The organism is Mesorhizobium sp. WSM4828 (assembly GCF_055811175.1).
Genome location: NZ_JBVVQK010000007.1, coordinates 65,557 through 85,847, shown reverse-complemented (window position 1 = coordinate 85,847; position 20,291 = coordinate 65,557). Strand labels below are relative to the sequence as shown.

Annotated in this window: 19 protein-coding genes, 1 pseudogene and 1 riboswitch; of the genes and pseudogenes, 16 read left to right on the top strand and 4 right to left on the bottom strand. The window is 62.9% G+C overall.

All coding sequences use genetic code 11. The features are described from left to right. From AC0L2X_RS10665 to AC0L2X_RS10650, 4 genes and pseudogenes are all read right to left on the bottom strand, one after another. Window positions 1–636: pseudogene (locus AC0L2X_RS10665) on the bottom strand (cobaltochelatase subunit CobN); the annotation flags it as partial. An 18-nt stretch (window positions 637–654) separates the two neighbouring features. Then, window positions 655–1,695, bottom strand: coding sequence for a cobalamin biosynthesis protein CobW (gene cobW / locus AC0L2X_RS10660; protein ID WP_473557470.1), 1,041 nt, complete (start codon window positions 1,693–1,695; stop codon window positions 655–657). Beyond that, the gene (locus tag AC0L2X_RS10655; protein ID WP_292664694.1) at window positions 1,692–2,126 is read right to left on the bottom strand and encodes a DUF1636 family protein; all 435 of its coding nucleotides are present in this window, start codon (window positions 2,124–2,126) and stop codon (window positions 1,692–1,694) included. The genes cobW and AC0L2X_RS10655 overlap by 4 nt, the downstream gene beginning before the upstream one ends. Before the next feature lie 38 nt (window positions 2,127–2,164). Then, window positions 2,165–2,368: riboswitch (cobalamin riboswitch) on the bottom strand. Between the two features lie 273 nt (window positions 2,369–2,641). Then, the gene (locus AC0L2X_RS10650) at window positions 2,642–3,841 is read right to left on the bottom strand and encodes a winged helix-turn-helix domain-containing protein (protein WP_473557472.1); all 1,200 of its coding nucleotides are present in this window, start codon (window positions 3,839–3,841) and stop codon (window positions 2,642–2,644) included. 336 nt (window positions 3,842–4,177) lie between these two features. Here AC0L2X_RS10650 and AC0L2X_RS10645 point away from each other — a divergent pair, with 336 nt between their 5' ends. The 16 genes from AC0L2X_RS10645 (at window position 4,178) to nuoN (ending at window position 20,287) form a co-directional block, all read left to right on the top strand. Next, window positions 4,178–4,543: an NADH-quinone oxidoreductase subunit A gene (locus AC0L2X_RS10645; protein WP_023720750.1), complete on the top strand. Its 366-nt coding sequence runs from the start codon at window positions 4,178–4,180 to the stop codon at window positions 4,541–4,543. Continuing rightward, window positions 4,534–5,115, top strand: coding sequence for a NuoB/complex I 20 kDa subunit family protein (locus tag AC0L2X_RS10640; RefSeq protein ID WP_352466871.1), 582 nt, complete (start codon window positions 4,534–4,536; stop codon window positions 5,113–5,115). Before AC0L2X_RS10645 ends, AC0L2X_RS10640 begins: the two co-directional genes overlap by 10 nt. Window positions 5,116–5,121: 6 nt before the next feature. Next, window positions 5,122–5,661, top strand: coding sequence for a hypothetical protein (locus AC0L2X_RS10635; protein ID WP_473557475.1), 540 nt, complete (start codon window positions 5,122–5,124; stop codon window positions 5,659–5,661). Beyond that, entirely contained in the window at window positions 5,658–6,260 is a 603-nt protein-coding gene (locus AC0L2X_RS10630; protein ID WP_473557477.1) for an NADH-quinone oxidoreductase subunit C, read from the top strand. The genes AC0L2X_RS10635 and AC0L2X_RS10630 overlap by 4 nt, the downstream gene beginning before the upstream one ends. After that, window positions 6,261–7,451 (top strand): NADH-quinone oxidoreductase subunit D, encoded by a 1,191-nt coding sequence (locus tag AC0L2X_RS10625; protein ID WP_473557478.1) that lies wholly within the window; start codon window positions 6,261–6,263, stop codon window positions 7,449–7,451. After that, on the top strand, window positions 7,452–8,513 hold the full coding sequence (gene nuoE, locus AC0L2X_RS10620; RefSeq protein ID WP_473557481.1) for an NADH-quinone oxidoreductase subunit NuoE: 1,062 nt from the start codon (window positions 7,452–7,454) through the stop codon (window positions 8,511–8,513). It abuts the gene before it with no gap. Window positions 8,514–8,523: 10 nt separating this feature from the next. Continuing rightward, window positions 8,524–9,828, top strand: coding sequence for an NADH-quinone oxidoreductase subunit NuoF (gene nuoF, locus AC0L2X_RS10615; protein WP_023676626.1), 1,305 nt, complete (start codon window positions 8,524–8,526; stop codon window positions 9,826–9,828). Between the two features lie 77 nt (window positions 9,829–9,905). Continuing rightward, window positions 9,906–10,601 carry an NADH-ubiquinone dehydrogenase gene (locus AC0L2X_RS10610; RefSeq protein WP_473557483.1) on the top strand — a complete coding sequence of 232 codons (696 nt, stop codon included), beginning with the start codon at window positions 9,906–9,908 and terminating at the stop codon, window positions 10,599–10,601. Window positions 10,602–10,675: 74 nt separating this feature from the next. Further along, entirely contained in the window at window positions 10,676–12,757 is a 2,082-nt protein-coding gene (gene nuoG, locus AC0L2X_RS10605; RefSeq protein WP_473557485.1) for an NADH-quinone oxidoreductase subunit NuoG, read from the top strand. A gap of 2 nt (window positions 12,758–12,759) precedes the next feature. Continuing rightward, window positions 12,760–13,803: an NADH-quinone oxidoreductase subunit NuoH gene (gene nuoH, locus AC0L2X_RS10600; protein WP_292663045.1), complete on the top strand. Its 1,044-nt coding sequence runs from the start codon at window positions 12,760–12,762 to the stop codon at window positions 13,801–13,803. Continuing rightward, window positions 13,803–14,294, top strand: coding sequence for an NADH-quinone oxidoreductase subunit NuoI (gene nuoI, locus AC0L2X_RS10595; RefSeq protein WP_023676622.1), 492 nt, complete (start codon window positions 13,803–13,805; stop codon window positions 14,292–14,294). The genes nuoH and nuoI overlap by 1 nt, the downstream gene beginning before the upstream one ends. A 118-nt stretch (window positions 14,295–14,412) precedes the next feature. Further along, window positions 14,413–15,033 (top strand): NADH-quinone oxidoreductase subunit J, encoded by a 621-nt coding sequence (locus tag AC0L2X_RS10590; protein ID WP_023676621.1) that lies wholly within the window; start codon window positions 14,413–14,415, stop codon window positions 15,031–15,033. A gap of 1 nt (window position 15,034) precedes the next feature. Beyond that, the gene (gene nuoK, locus AC0L2X_RS10585; RefSeq protein ID WP_023676620.1) at window positions 15,035–15,343 is read left to right on the top strand and encodes an NADH-quinone oxidoreductase subunit NuoK; all 309 of its coding nucleotides are present in this window, start codon (window positions 15,035–15,037) and stop codon (window positions 15,341–15,343) included. A gap of 10 nt (window positions 15,344–15,353) precedes the next feature. After that, window positions 15,354–17,327 (top strand): NADH-quinone oxidoreductase subunit L, encoded by a 1,974-nt coding sequence (gene nuoL, locus AC0L2X_RS10580; RefSeq protein ID WP_473557489.1) that lies wholly within the window; start codon window positions 15,354–15,356, stop codon window positions 17,325–17,327. After that, window positions 17,327–18,832 carry an NADH-quinone oxidoreductase subunit M gene (locus AC0L2X_RS10575; RefSeq protein ID WP_473557491.1) on the top strand — a complete coding sequence of 502 codons (1,506 nt, stop codon included), beginning with the start codon at window positions 17,327–17,329 and terminating at the stop codon, window positions 18,830–18,832. The genes nuoL and AC0L2X_RS10575 overlap by 1 nt, the downstream gene beginning before the upstream one ends. An 18-nt stretch (window positions 18,833–18,850) precedes the next feature. Continuing rightward, the gene (gene nuoN, locus AC0L2X_RS10570) at window positions 18,851–20,287 is read left to right on the top strand and encodes an NADH-quinone oxidoreductase subunit NuoN (RefSeq protein ID WP_473557494.1); all 1,437 of its coding nucleotides are present in this window, start codon (window positions 18,851–18,853) and stop codon (window positions 20,285–20,287) included. Window positions 20,288–20,291 lie beyond the last annotated feature (4 nt).

The window sequence follows — 20,291 nt, the reverse complement described above, 5'->3', positions numbered from 1 at the left end:
GCGCGCTGCGGAGAGGACCCCACCCCCGGCCTGCGGCCGGACCCTCCCCTCAAGGGGGAGGGGGACGCCGCGTTCTACGACCCCCAGTCCCGGCTCGTAAAATCCCGCCTTTGGCACGCTGACCGGTTCAGCGACCGCCACACCCGATCCAGCGAGACTTGCCAGCCTCCTCACCAGCGCCGCCATATTCTCCGGCCCGCCCTCACGAAAATAGCCAAGCAGGCCGCCCAACTCCTCGCGCGGCAGCGTCGAGCCTTCAATCAGTCGCAAATCCTCGTCGTGGCTCTCGCCGGGCAGCAGCGCCAGTTTTATGCCGCCTGCCCGGGCAGTCGAGGCAAGCTGGTCGCAGCCATAGCGCCACCAGTCATAGCCGCCGAGGATGCGGACCAGAATGACCTTGGCATGGCGGGCGACGCTGTCGATCCAGAGATCGACGGACATTGGATGGCGCAGATCGCGCAGTGCTGCCAGCCGCATTGAGGGCAGGCGGCCCGCATCTGCCTTCCACGCCGCCGCCAGCCCGGCCAGGTCGCTGTCGGTGAAGGACAGGGCCACGACATCCGCAGGTGTTTGCCTGAGATCGACAGGCTCGGCGAGATCGTCGAGCGAGGCGGATGTCGTGGTGAGGATGTGCATGGCGGCTCGTGCCTGAGGTCAGCCGGCGAGGATACGTTCGATCGCCGGACGGTTCAGCCCTTTCAGGCCAATGACGACGAGGCGCGAGCGGCGATCGTCTTCAGCGGTCCAGGCGCGGTCGTAATAGTGGTTGACGCGCGGGCCGACGGCTTGCAGCAGGAGCCGCATCGGCTTGCCGCCGACCTCGACGAAACCCTTGACGCGCAACACGTTTTCCTCCTCCGCCGCCGTGGCGACGCGTTGTGCCAGTTCGTCCGGGTTGGACACAGACGCAATGTCGATGACAAAACTATCGAAGTCGTCATGTTCGTGGTCGAGCTCGTCGTCGTGGTGGGTCTTGCGGTTCTCGATGTCGTCCTCGACAGCAAGCCCGAGGCCGAGCAGCACCGACGGATCGACCTTGCCTTGCGAGGTCGGCACGATCTTCACCGCCCGCGCAACATGCTTGCCGATGACGGCATTGGCACGGGCCGAGCCGGCGGCGTCGAGCAGGTCGCTCTTCGACAGGATGATCAGGTCGGCGCAGGCGAGCTGGTCCTCGAATACTTCCTCGACCGGATCGTCGTGGTCGAGCGTCTCGTCCTGCGCGCGCTGCGCCTGCAGGGCATCCATGTCGTTGGCGACGCGGCCATCAGCCAGCGCCGGCCCGTCGACCACGGCGATGACGCCATCGACCGTTACACGGCTTTTCACCGACGGCCACTGGAAGGCCTGGACCAGCGGCTTGGGCAAAGCGAGGCCGGACGTCTCGATCAGGATGTGGTCGACCCTCGGCGTCAGCGACAGGATCTGGTCGAGCGCCGGAACGAAATCGTCGGCGACGGTGCAGCAGATGCAGCCATTGGCCAGTTCGACGATGTTTTCCTCGGGGCAGGTGTCGATGCCACAGCCCTTCAGGATCTCGCCGTCGATGCCGATGTCGCCGAACTCGTTGATGATGATGGCCAGCCGCTTGCCTTTGGCGTTTTCGAGCAAATGGCGGATCAGCGTCGTCTTGCCGGCGCCGAGAAAGCCGGTGACGACGGTGCAGGGAACGCGCGAAAGGGAGGCAGCGGTCATGTCAGGTCCTTCAAAAGGTCAAGGGGAGGGATGCGGGCAACCAGGCCGCGCTTCAGGCAATCGGGACGGCCGCGCCACGGAATGAGCCCATCCGTCGAGGTGGCGAACAGCTTTGCGCCGGTCACGAGATCGGCGCCGCTGGTCGCGGTCAGGTCGCCGAAGACGTAGCTCCAGCAGCCGTCGCGCAAAATCGCGGCGCTGAGCCGGCGCTTGCAATTGCCGAGGCATTCGACGGTGCGGATCTTAATGTTTTCGCTGGAAGCGGCGCGGCGCGTGTCCTCGGCGAGCAGTTCGCCGGCGCGGGGATGGGCGTCCGAACCGGTCTCGTCACGGCAGGACGAGCAGACGATGACGGTAACGCCGGCCGGGGAATCACCATGGCCGGACAATAAATCCGCTGTCTCAGCCGGAAAACTGCTGTCGCGTTCCAAATCAGGCTCCTTGCCCGGAAAACCCGCCAGGCGATCGGATTCTTATGTCCTAGACGGCAGGTCTCCTGGCTCGCGGGTCATCGCCTGGGTGCCGCCTTCCCGGGAATATCCCAGTGGTTTTCGGCCTTGGCTCGTCGCTTACAGTTGCGGGGACAGCCGCGGATTTGAAATCGAGATTTCGCACCGCATTCCCTCTTGGCCCTTGCCGTTGCGGGCAGGGGACCGTCTGGAATGGATTTAGGCTTTTGCAGGCGGTGGTGTCAACGCATGGTTCCGACACGGCGAGGGAAACGCTTTAGAGCAATTTTCGATGTCGGCGCTGCCCCTCATTGCCCTGCCGGGCATTTCTCCCCGTATAGTGACGGGGAGAAAGGACGACTTCGTTTGGGACTTCGCCAATCTACAGGGTTGTAAGGCTGAGCGCCTAGGTTGCGGCAGCGTCCCTTCTCCCCGTCACTACACGGGGAGAAGGTGCCGGCAGGCGGATGAGGGGCAGCGCCGAGATCGGCAATCCCTTACGAAACCGCGACATCCGCCAGCGCATGGCCCAAATCCCCCGCAGGCGTGACTTCAATCCGCTCAAGCCCGAGCCAGCCCTGCATCTGCTTCAATTCTTCGAAAAGCTCGGCTGCGGTTTGCGGCGGGGCGCCGAGCTCCGCATAGGCGGCATGGACGCGCAACACGCCGGCCGGGCGGTCGGCCCTGAGGTCGACGCGCCCGACGATGCTGTCGCCGAGCAGGAACGGCAGCACATAATAGCCATACCGGCGCTTTTCTGCCGGCGTATAGATCTCGATGCGGTAGTGGAAGTCGAACAACCGCTCGGTGCGCGACCGCTCGAAGACGACAGGATCGAACGGCGCGAGCAAGGCGCGCGCCTCGATCCTGCGCGGCAAACGGGCGTCCTTGTGGAGATAGGCCGGCTTGTTCCAGCCTTCGACGCTCACCGGCAACAGCTCGCCAGCCTCGACCAGCTCCTCGAGGCGGCCCTTGATATCGGCGGGCGAGAGGCGGAAATAGTCGCGCAGATCGCCTGCCGTGGCGACGCCGTGGGCGCGGGCGGAGATACGCAGCAATTCGCGATGCGCATCCTCGGGGCAGGGAACCGGCAGAGCGAGTACCGCCGGCGGCAGTACGCGCTCCGGCAGATCGTAGAACCGCTCGAAGCCGCGGCGATGCGCGGTGGTGATGCGGCCGGCCCAGAACAGCCATTCGAAGGCGTGCTTGGCATGGCTCCAGCCCCACCAGCCACCATTGCCCTTCTGGCCTTCAAAAGCAGATGCCGCGATCGGGCCTCGTTCGGAGACCTCGCGATAGATCTCCTCGATATAGGCGGCGTGCTCGCGACCCCATTTGGCCAGTCCGCTGTACATTTCGTCGCCGCGCTCGGCCCGCTGCATGCGCCAGCGCATCAGCGGATAGGTCTCGACCGGCAGGAACGAGGCTTCGTGCGCCCAATATTCAAAGACCATGCGCTTGCGCGTTACGGCGGCGTCGTCGAGCAGCGCCAGCTTGTAGGGGCCAAGCCGCGAATAGAGCGGCATATAGTGGGCGCGCACTACGGCGCTGACGGAATCGATCTGCAGCAGGCCGGTACGGGCAAGCACGCGAGCCAGATGTCTGCGGTCGGGCGTACCGGCGGGGCGGGGGTCATTGAATCCCTGTGCCGCCAGCGCGATGCGGCGAGCCATGCGAAGCGAGATTTTTTCCTTCATGAAGGGCGGCATCCGGACGATGTTAGACAGAGAAAATGACCTGCGATTCCGCGCCATGCTAGCAGGGTTTTGGCGGCATCCATGTCAGGAGAGAAAAGTGGAGTAAAACGTGAAAGAAATCAAACAGGAGCGGATCGGACCAGTTTTGCCGGATATGCCGCCCAGCACCGCGATTTGAACAAGGTTTGACTTGCTTCGCCGAAAGCGCTGCGCTAACCCTCGCCGCGTTGCAGCATAGAGCCCCCTTAAAACGGTTCAGTGGTTAAACTGTCACGCTTCCGCAAGTGGGTCCGGTGCTGTAATCAGAGTGGATTGGCCGCTAACGGAAACTGCAGCATGAACGCACTTTTAGGTTCGTACCTGCCCATCGTCCTGTTCATCGGCGTGGCGCTGGTCGTCGGCCTGGCGCTGCTCGCCGCACCGTTCCTGGTGGCCTACCGCAACCCCGATCCGGAAAAGCTTTCGGCCTATGAGTGCGGCTTCAACTCGTTCGACGACGCCCGCATGAAGTTCGATATCCGCTTCTACCTGGTGTCGATCCTGTTCATCATCTTCGACCTGGAGGTGGCCTTCCTGTTTCCTTGGGCGGTGTCGTTCAGTCAGATCGGCATGCTCGGTTTCTGGTCGATGATGGTGTTTTTGGCGGTGCTGACCATCGGCTTTGCCTATGAATGGAAGAAAGGAGCGCTGGAATGGGATTGAGCGACAATTCCGGCACGCTCGTCGCGCCGAAGCCCAAGGGCCTCATCGACCCCAACACCGGCAGGCCGGTGGGGTCCGACGATCCATTCTTCCTGGAGATCAACAACGAGCTGGCCGACAAGGGTTTTCTCGTCACCTCGACCGAGGCGCTGATCACCTGGGCGCGCAGCGGCTCGCTGATGTTCATGACCTTCGGTCTCGCCTGCTGCGCCGTCGAGATGATCCACACCTCGATGCCGCGCTATGACTCGGAAAGGTTCGGTGTCGCGCCTCGCGCGTCTCCGCGCCAGTCCGACATCATGATCGTCGCCGGCACGCTGACCAACAAGATGGCGCCGGCGCTGCGCAAGGTCTATGACCAGATGCCGGAGCCGCGCTACGTCATCTCGATGGGCTCCTGCGCCAATGGCGGCGGCTATTATCATTATTCCTATTCGGTGGTGCGCGGCTGCGACCGCATCGTGCCGGTCGACATCTACGTGCCCGGCTGTCCGCCGAGCGCCGAAGCGCTGCTCTACGGCATCCTTCTGCTGCAGAAGAAGATCCGCCGCACCGGCACGATCGAACGGTAAATCGCCATGGATGAAGATCGGATCATTTATGGCAACCCTGAGCCTTGGCTGAATTTGATGTTCAAAACGTCCGAGCAGCGATTTGTAAAGACGGACTCCGGTTCGACGTTCTATTCGTCGGCGCTTTCAACAGACACGAAATTTGGTGCTGGTGGTGTCGGTGTCGACATCCGATTGAATGACTGGGAAGCTGAGCCGACAAGCGACCCACGAATAGTCTTTTACCACGGCGACGTGAGACTGCGATCGCTTGGGGATCGAACCAAGAATCTGATTGCTGAAATGTCGGCCAAGTTTCCCTCCGCAGCGTCTGGCCAGGGAGCGCCTGCCGAAAAGCTGTTTGTGGAATGCGTTGCTCTAAATGGCGACCCCGCCAATCTGGAAACCCGGCAGTTTGTTGGAAAGCTGTCTTTTGGCGAGCCGGGTGACGACAATGAATGTCAGGTTTTTTTGACCATTGATGCCGCCAGGGAGAGCGGTTGGTTTGGCGAGAAAGATCCGGATGACTCGCACAAGGTTCTAGGCTGGTTGGCGAGGCTGTCATGACCCAGGCGTTGAACGATCTCTCGACCTATCTCGGCGAGAAGCTGACAGGCCGGATCGGCGAGGCGGTGTTCGCCTATGGCGAACTCACCATCTCGGTCGAGCCGCGCGACCTGATCGAGGTGGTGACCTTCCTGCGCGACGACCCGAAATGCCAGTTCATCTCGATCATCGACGTTTGCGGCGCCGATTATCCGTCGCGGGCAAAGCGCTTCGACGTCGTCTATCATCTGCTGTCGCCGAGGCAGAATATCCGCATCCGCATCAAGGTCCAGGCCGACGAAGAGACACTGGTGCCGTCGATCACCGGGATATATCCCGGCGCGGACTGGTTCGAGCGCGAGACCTACGACCTCTACGGCGTGCTGTTTTCGGGCCATCCCGATCTGCGGCGGATCTTGACCGATTACGGCTTCGAGGGTCATCCGCTGCGCAAGGACTTTCCGCTGACCGGCTTCGTCGAGGTGCGCTACGACGACGAAGCCAAGCGTGTTATCTACGAGCCGGTCGAGCTCAAGCAGGAATTCCGCAATTTCGATTTTCTGTCTCCGTGGGAAGGTACGGACTACGTGCTGCCGGGGGACGAGAAGGCAAAACAGTGAATGGCTGAAACCTCCGTCCGCAATTTCAACATTAATTTTGGCCCGCAACACCCTGCGGCGCATGGCGTTTTGCGCCTTGTGCTGGAGCTTGACGGCGAGGTCGTCGATCGTGTCGATCCGCATATCGGGCTTTTGCATCGCGGCACGGAAAAGCTGATCGAGCACAAGACCTATCTGCAGGCCGTGCCCTATCTCGACCGGCTCGACTATTGCGCGCCGATGAACCAGGAGCATGCCTTCGCGCTTGCGGCCGAGCGGCTGCTCGGTATCGAGGTGCCGAAGCGCGGACAGCTTATTCGGGTTCTCTACTCTGAGATCGGACGCATCATGTCGCACATTCTCAATGTGACGACGCAGGCGATGGATGTCGGCGCGCTGACGCCGCCGCTGTGGGGTTTCGTCGAACGTGAAAAGCTGATGGTGTTTTACGAGCGCGCCTCGGGCTCGCGCATGCACGCTGCCTATTTCCGGCCGGGCGGTGTCCATCAGGACCTGCCGCAGAAGCTGATCGAGGACATCGGCAATTGGATCGACCCGTTCCTGAAGTCGGTCGACGATCTCGACGCGCTTTTGACCGGCAACCGTATCTTCAAGCAGCGCAATGTCGACATTGCCACCGTCTCCCTGGCGGACGCCTGGGCCTGGGGCTTTTCCGGCGTCATGGTGCGCGGCTCGGGTGCGCCGTGGGACCTGCGCAAATCGCAGCCTTACGAATGCTATGCCGAGCTGGACTTCGACATTCCGATCGGCAAGAACGGTGACTGCTTCGACCGTTATCTGGTGCGCATGGAAGAGATGCGGCAGTCGGCGAAAATCATGCGCCAGTGCGTCGACCTGCTGCTCGGCAAGGAGGGCAGCGGACCGGTGTCGAACCTCGACGGCAAGGTGGTGCCGCCGAAGCGCGCGGCGATGAAGCGCTCGATGGAAGCACTGATCCATCACTTCAAGCTCTACACCGAAGGCTACCGCGTGCCGGCCGGCGAGGTCTATGCGGCAGTCGAGGCGCCGAAGGGCGAGTTCGGCGTCTATCTCGTCTCCGACGGCACCAACAAGCCCTATCGCTGCAAGTTGCGCGCGCCCGGCTTCGCGCATCTGCAAGCCATGGACTTTTTGTGCCGCGGCCACATGCTGGCCGACGTCACCGCCGTTCTCGGCTCCCTCGACATCGTGTTTGGTGAGGTCGATCGCTAAATGTCAGTCCGCCGTCTCGCAGAAGCCAGCCTCCAGCCAGCCTCCTTCGCCTTCAACCGGGCGAATGCGGCAGCGGCGAAGCAGTGGATCAAGAAATATCCGAAGGGGCGCGAGCAATCCGCGATCATCCCCTTGCTGATGCTGGCGCAGGAGCAGGAAGGCTGGGTCACCAAGGCGGCGATCGAGACGATCTCCGACATGCTCGGCATGCCCTATATCCGTGGGCTGGAAGTCGCGACCTTCTATACGCAGTACCAGCTCAATCCGGTCGGCACCCGCGCCCATATCCAGGTCTGCGGCACCACGCCCTGCATGCTGCGCGGCTCGGAAGCGCTGATGGATGTGTGCCGCTCGAAGATCCATCACGACCAGTTTCACACCAATGACAAGGGCACGCTGTCGTGGGAGGAGGTCGAGTGCCTCGGCGCCTGCGTCAACGCACCGATGGTGATGATATTCAAGGACACCTACGAGGATTTGACGCCGGAGCGGCTTGCCGAGATCATCGACCTCTATGACGCCGGCAAGGGTGCTTCGGTGATGCCAGGGCCGCAAAACGGCCGCGTCACCTCAGAGCCGGCCAGCGGCCTGACGACTCTCAAGAGCGAAAAGGCGATCCTCAAGGCGACCCGCGACAGGGAAACCAGGGCCGCGACCAAGGCCGCCAAGGAAGTGGCGCCGGCGGCTGCCGCGGCAGCACCAGTTCAGCCAGCCGCTTCTGCCGCGCCGGCGCCGGTTGCGCCCTCGAATACCAGCAAGCCGAAGACCGACGCGGTCGAGACCAGCCCGGCGCTGAAATCGCCGTCGGCGACAAAAGTCGCGCCCGCGGCCGAGAAGGCGGCGAGCGTTGCCGCGCCGCTGCATTCGGCTGCCAATGCCAACAAGGCCGAGCCACAGGTCGAGGACGTCTCGAAACAGCGCAAGAGCCCCAAGAACAAGGCCGAGCCGGCGTCTGCTTTCAAGGCGCCGGAGGCCAAGGTCAAACCGGCGAAGGCTGCCGCCAAGCCGACCAAGCCGTCGCCCGGAAACAGGAGCCGGCCGACCGGCAAGAAGCCGGTCTGAGGAACGAGCAATGCTTCAGGACAGAGACCGCATCTTCAACAACATCTACGGCCGCTTCGACAAGTCGCTGGCCGGCGCCATGGCGCGCGGCGCCTGGGACAACACGCCCGGCATCGTTGCCAAGGGGCGCGAGTGGATCGTCAACGAGATGAAGGCGAGTGGCCTGCGCGGCCGCGGCGGTGCCGGTTTCCCGACCGGGCTGAAATGGTCGTTCATGCCCAAGCAAAGCGACGGCCGGCCGAGTTATCTCGTCGTCAATGCCGACGAATCCGAGCCCGGCACCTGCAAGGACCGCGACATACTGCGCCACGACCCGCACACGCTGGTCGAAGGCTGCCTGCTTGCCGGCTTCGCCATGGGCGCGGTCGCCGCCTACATCTATGTGCGCGGCGAGTTCATCCGCGAGCGCGAGGCACTGCAACGCGCCATCGACGAGGCCTATGCGGCCAAGCTGATCGGCAAGAACAACACGTCCGGCTATGATTTCGACATCTACATGCACCACGGCGCCGGCGCCTATATCTGCGGCGAGGAAACGGCGCTGCTCGAAAGCCTCGAGGGCAAGAAGGGCCAGCCGCGGCTGAAGCCGCCATTTCCGGCCAATGTCGGCCTCTATGGCTGCCCGACGACGGTCAACAATGTCGAGTCTATCGCTGTCGCGCCGACCATCCTGCGCCGCGGTGCCGCCTGGTTCTCGTCGTTCGGCCGCCCCAACAATGTCGGCACCAAGCTGTTCTGCATCTCCGGCCACGTCAACAATCCGTGCACCGTCGAAGAGGCGATGTCGATCCCGTTCCGCGAACTGATCGAGACGCATTGCGGCGGCATTCGCGGCGGCTGGGACAATCTGCTGGCGGTCATTCCCGGCGGCGCCTCGGTGCCGCTGGTGCCGGCCGAGCAGATCATCGACGCGCCGATGGATTTCGATGCGCTGCGCGACCTGAAATCGGGCCTCGGCACGGCAGCTGTCATCGTCATGGACAAATCCACCGATATCGTGAAAGCGATCGCGCGGCTGTCCTATTTCTACAAGCACGAGAGCTGCGGCCAGTGCACGCCCTGCCGTGAGGGCACCGGCTGGATGTGGCGGGTAATGGAACGGCTGGTGCGCGGCGAGGCGCAGAAGCGCGAGATCGACATGCTGCTCGATGTGACCAAGCAGGTCGAGGGCCACACGATCTGTGCGCTGGGCGATGCCGCGGCATGGCCGATCCAGGGCCTGATGCGGCATTTCCGCGGCGAGGTGGAGCGCCGCATCGACGAGTTTTCGCGCAACGCACACCGCGCCGAACCGGTGCTGGCGGCGGCGGAATAGAAGAATTCGAAATGCGGACGAATGTCCGAAACGAGGAAACGAGCGCGGGGCAGACGGAAACGACCAGGAGACCACCTATGTCGCTGTTTTCGAGACCCGACGATTTTACGTCCGATATGGACCCGTTGTTGAAGATGAACCAGGATCTGACCAGGATGATGCCGAAGGAGATGGCCAATGCCGTCAATCTCCTGGCGCATCCTGTCGCGGGTGCGGCGGCGATGACGGCACTCGGTATCGGCCTTGCCAACCACGCCTTTGGTATCTGGATGGGCGTGCTTTCAGGCGCGGCCGAGACCTCGCAGCGGCTTTGGCAGCCGGTCGCCGAGGATTTCGAGGCGCGGACGGAACGCGCTTCTGCGACCGGCAAAAGCTCATCGATAAAGGCGCGCGCAGCGACCAAAACCCTGATTGCCGAGGCCCAGTCCTTCGCCAATGACGTGACCGACATTGCGACGAGCGGTGCGGCGCGGAGCCTGGCGAATGCCAGCACCGTTGCAGCGGACGCGTCGGCCGGGCTGATGCCGGAGGATTTCAAGCAGCCCAAGCCGATGGACCGGCCAGCCGAGCCCGCCGACCTCAAGGTGATATCGGGCATCGGGCCGAAACTGGAAAAGGTGCTGAACGGCCTTGGCATCTGGACATACGCCCAGATCGCCGCGTGGACGCCGCAAGAGATCGCCTGGGTCGAAGATTACCTGTCGTTGAAGGGCCGCATCGGCCGCGACGGCTGGATCGGTCAGGCGGCCGCATTGGCCGGGGCCAAAAAGTGAATTCAATATCGTGCGCGGTGTCGGCTGCGCCCGGAAGGAAAGATTGCGGAACGTCCGCAGGGGTTTGAGGCGAAATGGCAAAGCTCAAGGTCGACGGGAAAGAGATCACTGTACCCGACCACTACACGCTGCTGCAGGCGGCCGAGGACGCCGGCGCGGAAGTGCCGCGCTTCTGCTTCCATGAGCGGTTGTCGATCGCCGGCAATTGCCGCATGTGCCTGATCGAGGTGAAAGGCGGCCCGCCCAAGCCACAGGCGTCCTGCGCCATGGGCGTGCGCGACCTGCGCCCCGGCCCGAACGGCGAGCCGCCGGAAATCTTCACCAACACGCCGATGGTCAAGAAGGCGCGCGAAGGCGTGATGGAATTCCTTCTGATCAACCATCCGCTGGATTGCCCGATCTGCGACCAGGGCGGCGAGTGCGACCTGCAGGACCAGGCAATGGCGTTCGGTGTCGATTCCTCGCGCTACCACGAGAACAAGCGGGCGGTCGAAGACAAGTATATCGGGCCGCTGGTCAAGACGATCATGAACCGCTGCATCCATTGCACGCGCTGCGTCCGCTTTACCACCGAGATTGCGGGCATATCCGAGCTCGGCCTGATCGGCCGCGGCGAGGATGCCGAGATCACCACCTATCTCGAAAGCGCGATGACGTCGGAACTGCAGGGCAATGTCATCGACCTTTGCCCGGTCGGTGCGCTGACCTCCAAACCCTACGCCTTCCAGGCACGGCCGTGGGAACTGACCAAGACAGAATCCATCGACGTGATGGACGCCGTCGGCTCCGCGATCCGCGTCGATAGCCGGGGCCGCGAAGTGATGCGCATACTGCCGCGTACCAACGAGGCGGTGAACGAGGAATGGATTTCCGACAAGACCCGCTTCATCTGGGACGGCTTGCGCACGCAGCGCCTCGACCGCCCCTATGTGCGCAAGGACGGCAGACTGGCCCCGGCAAGCTGGGCCGAGGCTTTTTCCGCGATCAAGGAAGCGGTGTCGAATGCGGCACCCGAAAAGATCGGTGCCATTGCCGGCGATCTTGCCGCCGTCGAGGAGATCTACGCGCTTAAGCTTCTGATGGCTTCGCTCGGCTCGAAGAACACCGACTGCCGCCAGGACGGTGCCGCAATCGATCCGTCGCTCGGCCGGGCGAGCTATGTCTTCAACCCGACCATCGAAGGCATCGAACAGGCCGATGCGGTGCTGATCATCGGCGCCAATCCGCGCTTCGAGGCGTCCTTGCTCAACGCCCGCATCCGCAAGCGCTGGCGGGCCGGCAATCTGCCGGTCGGCGTCATCGGCGATGTCGGCGATACGCGCTATGACTACGAGCAACTCGGCGCCGGGCCGGAATCGCTGAAGGATCTGGCCGACGGCAACGGCAAGTTCTTCCAGCTGCTGAAGAAGGCGACGCATCCGCTGATCATCGTCGGACAGGGTGCGCTGGCGCGTCCGGACGGCGCGGCCGTGCTTGGCCAGGCGGCGAAGCTCGCCGTCGCCGTCAATGCCGCAAGGGCCGACTGGAACGGCTTTGCCGTGCTGCACACCGCCGCGGCACGCGTCGGCGGCCTCGATGTCGGCTTCGTGCCGGGCGAGGGCGGCAGGAACGTCGCCGGCATGCTGGGCGAGACCGATGTGCTGTTCCTGCTCGGCGCCGACGAAATCGATATGGCGAAGACCGGCGGCGCTTTCGTCGTCTATATCGGCACGCATGGCGACAAGGGCGCGCATCGCGCCAACGTCATCCTGCCGGGCGCCGCCTATACCGAGAAGTCGGGCACCTTCGTCAACACCGAAGGTCGCGTGCAGCAGACCAACCGGGCCGGCTTTGCGCCCGGCGAAGCGCGCGAGGACTGGGCGATCCTTCGGGCACTGTCGGATGTGCTGGGCAAGAAGCTGCCGTTCGATTCGTTGCCGCAGCTGCGCGCTAAGCTCTATGCGGAATACCCGCATCTCGCCCGGATCGACCATGTCGTGGCCGGCGATCCGGCCGACATCGCCAGGGTGGCCAAGCTCGGCGGACGGCTGAACAAGGGCACCTTCACCTCGCCGGTCAAGGATTTCTACCTGACCAACCCGATCGCGCGGGCTTCCGCGGTGATGGCCGAGTGCTCGGCTTTGGCGAAGAACGGCTTCAGGCAGGCGGCGGAGTAGACATGGACACCTTCTTTTCCTTCTACGTGCTGCCGGCGCTGCTGATCCTTTTGAAGTCCGTCGTGTTGATTGTCGTTCTGTTGATCTTCGTCGCCTACGTGCTTTACGCCGACCGCAAGATCTGGGCGGCGGTGCAATTGCGCCGCGGACCGAACGTCGTCGGCCCGTGGGGCACGCTGCAGGCATTCGCCGATCTGCTAAAGTTCGTCTTCAAGGAGCCGGTCATTCCGTCGGGCGCCAACAAGGGCGTTTTCCTGCTGGCGCCCTTGGTGTCGGCGGTGCTTGCGATCTCGGCATGGGCGGTTATCCCGGTCAATGAAGGCTGGGCTATCGCCAACGTCAATGTCGGCATCCTCTATGTCTTCGCCATCTCCTCGCTCGAGGTCTATGGCGTGATCATGGGCGGCTGGGCGTCCAATTCGAAATACCCGTTCCTCGGCGCGCTGCGCTCGGCGGCGCAGATGGTGTCCTACGAGGTCTCGATCGGCTTCGTCATCGTCACCGTGCTGCTTTGCGTCGGCTCGCTCAACCTGTCCGACATCGTCTTGTCGCAGCAGGACGGGCTGGGCACGCGGCTCGGCCTGCCCAACACCTTCCTCGACTGGCATTGGCTGTCGCTGTTCCCGATGTTCATCGTCTTCTTCATCTCGGCGCTGGCCGAGACCAACCGTCCGCCGTTCGATCTCGTGGAAGCCGAATCGGAACTCGTCGCCGGCCACATGGTCGAATATTCCTCGACGCCGTTCCTGTTGTTTTTCCTCGGCGAATATGTCGCCGTCGTCCTGATGTGCGCGCTGGCCACCATCCTGTTCCTTGGCGGCTGGCTGCCGCCCTTCAACTTCGCGCCGTTCACCTGGGTGCCGGGGCTGATCTGGTTCGTGCTCAAGGTCTGCCTGGTGTTCTTCATGTTCTCGATGGTGAAGGCGTTCGTGCCGCGCTACCGCTACGATCAGCTGATGCGGCTCGGCTGGAAGGTCTTCCTGCCGATCTCGCTGTTCATGGTGGTCGCCACCGCCGCTTTCCTCAAGATCACGGGGTTTGCCTGATGTCCGCTCTTTCCCAGGCCGCCAAGTCGCTGCTTTTGCAGGATTTCGTCAGCGCTTTCTTCCTGTCGATGCGCCAGTTCTTCGCGCCGAAGGAGACGATCAACTATCCGCATGAGAAGGGGCCGGTCAGCCCGCGCTTCCGCGGCGAACATGCGCTGCGCCGTTATCCGAACGGCGAGGAACGCTGCATCGCCTGCAAATTGTGCGAGGCGATCTGCCCGGCGCAGGCCATCACCATCGAAGCCGGCCCGCGCCGCAATGACGGCACGCGGCGCACCGTGCGCTACGACATCGACATGGTGAAATGCATTTACTGCGGCTTCTGCCAGGAAGCCTGCCCGGTCGACGCCATCGTCGAGGGCCCGAATTTCGAATTCGCGACGGAGACGCGCGAGGAGCTTTATTACGACAAGGATCGGCTTCTGGCCAATGGCGACCGCTGGGAGCGTGAGCTGGCGCGCAACATCTCGCTGGATGCGCCTTACCGCTGATATTTGACGCATGGACGGGGCGAGGGCCCTCGTTTAAGGAACACGCAACTTGCCAGCCGGAGGCGGTGGCAAAAAACAGGACGAGCGTCCTGTTCTGACAGGAAACCCGGGGGAACCCATGCTGAGTGGACTAGAGGCGGCCTTTTTCTACCTCTTCGCCTTTGTCGCGGTGGCATCGGCGTTCATGGTCATATCGGCGCGCAATCCCGTGCACTCGGTGCTGTTCCTGATCCTGACCTTCTTCAACGCCGCCGGCCTGTTCATGCTGACCGGCGCCGAGTTCCTGGCGATGATCCTGCTCGTCGTCTATGTCGGCGCGGTGCTGGTGCTGTTTCTGTTCGTCGTCATGATGCTCGACGTCGACTTCGCCGAAATGAAGGAAGGCGCCCTGCAATATGCGCCGATCGGCGCGCTGGTCGGGCTGATCCTGGCGGCGGAGCTGATCGTCGTGCTCGGCGGCTATACATTCGCGCCGAAGCTGGCGGCGACGGTCGCGAAACCCATTCCGGACCTGGCCGCGCGCTCGAACACGGCAGCGCTCGGCGACATCCTCTATACGGATTACCTCTATTACTTCCAGGTGGCGGGGCTGGTGCTGCTGGTCGCCATGATCGGCGCCATCGTGCTGACGCTGCGCCACAAGCCGGGCGTCAAGCGGCAGTCGATAGCCGCCCAGGTTGGCCGCACGGCGGCAACCGGAGTGGAAATCCGCAAGGTCAAGACGGGCGAAGGAGTCTGAGATGGTCGTCGGCATCGCGCACTACCTGACCGTATCGGCGATCCTGTTCACGCTCGGCGTGTTCGGCATCTTCCTGAACCGCAGGAACGTCATCGTCATCCTGATGTCGATCGAGCTGATCCTGCTTGCGGTCAACATCAATTTCGTCGCCTTCTCGGCGGCGCTGGGCGATCTCGTCGGCCAGGTGTTCGCACTATTCGTGCTGACGGTCGCGGCGGCCGAAGCGGCGATCGGCCTTGCCATTCTCGTCGTCTTCTTCCGCAACCGCGGCTCGATCGCGGTCGAAGACGTGAACATGATGAAGGGTTGACGGAACCACCATGTATCAGGCCATCGTCTTCCTTCCGCTGCTCGGCTTTCTGATCGTCGGCCTGTTCGGCGCCTCGCTCGGCGCCAAGGCTTCCGAATACATCACATCCGGCTTCCTGGTGATCGCGGCTGTGCTGTCGTGGGTCGCCTTGTTCTCCGTCGGCTTCGGCGGCGGCGAGGTGTTCACCGTGCCGGTAATGCGCTGGATCCAGTCGGGAGGCCTCGAAGCGTCGTGGGCGCTACGGATCGATACACTGACGGTGGTGATGCTGGTCGTCGTCAATACGGTGTCGGCGCTGGTCCATATCTATTCGATCGGCTACATGCATCACGACCCGAACCGGCCGCGCTTCTTCGCTTACCTGTCGCTGTTTACCTTCGCCATGCTGATGCTGGTGACGGCCGACAACCTCGTGCAGATGTTCTTCGGCTGGGAAGGCGTCGGCCTTGCCTCGTATCTGCTGATCGGCTTCTGGTACAAGAAGCCGTCGGCCAATGCGGCTGCGATCAAGGCGTTCATCGTCAATCGCGTCGGCGACTTCGGCTTTGCGCTCGGCATATTCGGCGTGTTCGTGCTGTTCGGCTCGGTCAATCTCGGAACCATCTTCGCCAATGCGGCGACGTTCATTCCGGCGGAAGGTGCGCCGCAAGGTGCGGCCGTGCTGGCCTTCCTCGGCTATGCACTCGATAAGCAGGCTGCGATGACGGTCGTCTGCCTGCTCCTGTTCATGGGCGCCATGGGCAAGTCGGCGCAGGTGCCGCTGCACACCTGGCTGCCGGATGCCATGGAAGGCCCGACGCCGGTCTCGGCACTGATCCATGCCGCCACCATGGTCACGGCAGGGGTGTTCATGCTGGCGCGGCTGTCGCCGCTGTTCGAGCTGTCGCATTCGGCACTGACGGTGGTCACTTTCATCGGCGCCTTCACCGCCTTCTTCGCAGCGACAGTCGGTCTCGTCCAGAACGACATCAAGCGCGTCATCGCCTATTCGACTTGTTCGCAGCTCGGCTACATGTTCGTGGCACTCGGCGTCGGCGCCTATGGGGCGGCGATTTTCCATCTGTTCACCCACGCCTTCTTCAAGGCGCTGCTGTTCCTCGGCTCGGGCTCGGTCATCCACGCCGTCTCCGACGAGCAGGACATGCGCAAGATGGGCGGCCTGAGGACGCTCATCCCGACGACCTACTGGATGATGGTGATCGGCACGCTGGCGCTGACCGGTGTCGGCATCCCGGTCACGATCATCGGCACGGCTGGCTTCTTTTCCAAGGACGCCATCATCGAAGCGGCCTTCGCCGGCCACAACGCGGTCGCCGCGTTTGCCTTTATATTGCTGGTCATTGCCGCCTGCTTCACCTCCTTCTACTCTTGGCGGCTGATCTTCATGACCTTCCACGGCGAGCCGCGGGCCAGCCACGAGGTCATGCACCATGTCCATGAATCGCCGCCGGTCATGCTGGTGCCGCTGTTCATCCTGGCGGCGGGCGCGCTGTTCGCCGGCGTGATCTTCCACGGTGCCTTCATCGGCGAGGGCTATGCCGAATTCTGGAAGGCGTCGCTGTTCACGCTGCCGGACAACCACATCCTGCACGAAATCCACGAAGTGCCGTTGTGGGTCGAGTTGTCGCCGTTCATCGCCATGCTGATCGGCTTTGCGATTGCCTGGCAGTTCTATATTCGCGCGCCGGAAATGCCTCGGAGCGTCGCCGCCAACCATCGCCTCCTCTACGCCTTCCTGCTCAACAAATGGTATTTCGACGAGCTCTACGACTTCCTGTTCGTGCGGCCGGCAAAGCGCCTCGGCAGCTTCCTGTGGAAGACCGGCGACGGCACTGTCATCGACGGGCTCGGGCCGGACGGCATTTCGGCGCGTGTCGTCGACGTCACCAACCGGGTCGTCAAGCTGCAGACCGGCTATCTCTACCACTATGCCTTCGCCATGCTGATCGGCGTTGCCGCACTCGTCACCTGGATGATGCTCTGATGACCGCCTGGCCGATCCTATCGCTGGTCACCTTCCTGCCGCTGGTTGGTGTGCTGCTCATCCTTTTCGTGCGCGACGACAGCGAGAACGCGCGCCGCAACATCCGCGCCATCGCACTGTTCACGACTGCGTTCACGTTTGTGATTTCGCTGTTTATCTGGACCGGCTTCGACAATTCGCAGCCCGGCTTCCAGTTCGTCGAGAAGTTTGCCTGGCTGGATTCCGGCATCTCCTATCATATGGGCGTAGACGGCATCTCCATGCTGTTCGTCATCCTGACCACCTTCCTGATGCCGCTCTGCATCCTGGCTTCATGGGAAGCGATCGAGAAGCGCGTCAAAGCCTACATGATCGCCTTCCTGTTGCTGGAGACGCTGATGATTGGCGTGTTCTGCGCGCTCGACATCGTCTTGTTCTACGTCTTCTTCGAGGCCGGCCTGATCCCGATGTTCATCATCATCGGCGTGTGGGGCGGCAAGCGGCGCGTCTATGCCTCGTTCAAGTTCTTCCTCTATACGCTGGCCGGCTCGGTGCTGATGCTGCTCGCCATCATGGCGATGTTCTTCCAGTCCGGCACCACCGATATCCCGACGCTTCTGACGCACAATTTCCCGGCCAATATGCAGACCTGGCTATGGCTCGCCTTCTTCGCGTCCTTCGCGGTGAAGATGCCGATGTGGCCGGTGCACACCTGGTTGCCGGACGCCCATGTCGAGGCGCCGACGGCCGGCTCGGTGATCCTGGCCGCCATCCTGCTCAAGATGGGCGGGTACGGCTTCCTGCGTTTTTCGCTGCCGATGTTTCCGATCGCCTCCGAAATGTTCGCGCCGCTGATCTTCACGCTCTCCGTCGTCGCCATCATCTACACCTCGCTAGTGGCCCTGATGCAGGAGGACATGAAGAAGCTGATCGCCTATTCGTCGGTCGCTCACATGGGCTTCGTTACCATGGGCATCTTCGCGATGAACCAGGAAGGGGTCCAGGGTTCGATCTTCCAGATGCTTTCGCACGGCCTGGTCTCGGGCGCGCTGTTCCTCTGCGTCGGCGTCGTCTACGACCGCATGCACACGCGTGACATCGACGCCTATGGCGGGTTGGTCAACAACATGCCGAAATATGCAACCGTGTTCATGATCTTCACCATGGCCAATGTCGGCCTGCCCGGCACCAGCGGTTTCGTCGGCGAGTTCCTGACCATGCTCGGCGTGTTCCGGGTCAACACCTGGGTGGCGTTCTTCGCCGCGACCGGCGTCATCCTGTCGGCGGCCTATGCCCTCTGGCTCTACCGCAAGGTGATCTTCGGCGCGCTGACCAAGGAAAGCCTGAAAGGCCTGCTCGACCTGTCGACGCGCGAGAAGGTGATCATCTATCCGCTGGTCGCGCTGGTCATCTTCTTCGGCGTCTATCCGGCGCCGATCTTCGACGCGACGGCCGAATCGGTCAAGGCGCTCGTCACCAATGTCACCGCATCCATCGGCGCCGCGCAGACCGCGGCGGCGAACTGACTGGGGGTTTTGCGAACCATGACGCCGGACCTTCTCTCCAGCCTGTCGCTCTCGACGCCAGAGCTGATCCTCACCATCGGCGCCTTGGCGCTGTTGATGCTCGGCGCCTATTCGCGCGCCAACACCACCGTCACGGTGAGCGGCCTTGCGGTCGCCGTGCTGGTGATCGCCGGCGCCTGGCTGATCTTTTCGCCGGGGCAGGGCAACGCCTATGGCGAAGCCTTCATCCAGGATCCATTCGCCCGCTTCATGAAGGTGCTGGCGCTGATCGGCTCGGCGGTGACGCTGGTCATGTCGGTCCGCTTTGCCCAGGCGGAGCGTTTCGACAAGTTCGAATATCCGGTGCTGATCCTGCTCTGCACGCTCGGCATGATGCTGATGATCTCGGCCAATGGCATGATCGGGCTCTATCTCGGCCTCGAGCTGCAATCGCTGGCGATCTACGTGCTGGCGGCGATCAACCGCGACAATCTGCGCTCGACCGAGGCCGGGCTGAAGTATTTCGTCCTCGGCGCGCTGTCGTCGGGCATGCTGCTTTATGGCATCTCGCTGGTCTACGGCTACACCGGCAATACCGGCTTCCAGGAGATCGCCGCGGCGCTGAGCGGCGGCGAGCGCCAGCTTGGCCTCGTCTTCGGCCTGGTTTTCGTGCTGGCCGGCCTTGCCTTCAAGATCTCGGCGGTGCCGTTCCATATGTGGACGCCCGACGTCTATGAAGGCGCGCCGACGCCGGTGACGGCTTTTCTGGCGGCGGCACCCAAAATGGCGGCGATGGCGCTGATGGTGCGCGTCACCATGGGCGCCTTCAAGCCGATCGCCGCCGACTGGCAGCAAATCATCGTCTTCATCTCGATCGCTTCGATGGCGCTCGGTGCCTTTGCGGCCATCGGCCAGACCAACATCAAACGGCTGATGGCCTATTCCTCCATCGGTCATATGGGTTATGCGCTGGTCGGCCTTGCAGCCAACAGCCAGGACGGCGTGCGCGGCGTCGCCATCTACATGCTGATCTACCTGGTGATGACGCTTGGCACCTTCGCCTTCATCCTCGCCATGCGGCGCAAGGAGGGCAATGTCGAGCAGATCAGCGATCTCGCCGGCCTGTCGGCGACCAATCCGATCATGGCGACGATCCTCACCATCCTGATGTTCTCGCTGGCCGGCATCCCGCCGCTCGCCGGCTTCTGGGGGAAATGGTACGTGTTCCTCGCCGCCATCAACGCCAACCTCTACGCGCTGGCGATCATCGGCGTGCTGGCCTCTGTGGTGGGCGCCTACTATTACCTGCGCATCATCAAGATCATGTGGTTCGACGAACCGGTCGGCGGCTTCGTGCCGATGGCGACCGAACTGCGCGTCGTGCTCGGCGTCTGCGGCGCCTTCGTGCTGTTCTACGTGCTGATCGGTGGCCCGATCGGAACCTACGCGGCAGCCGCGGCCAAGACCTTCTTCTAACGGA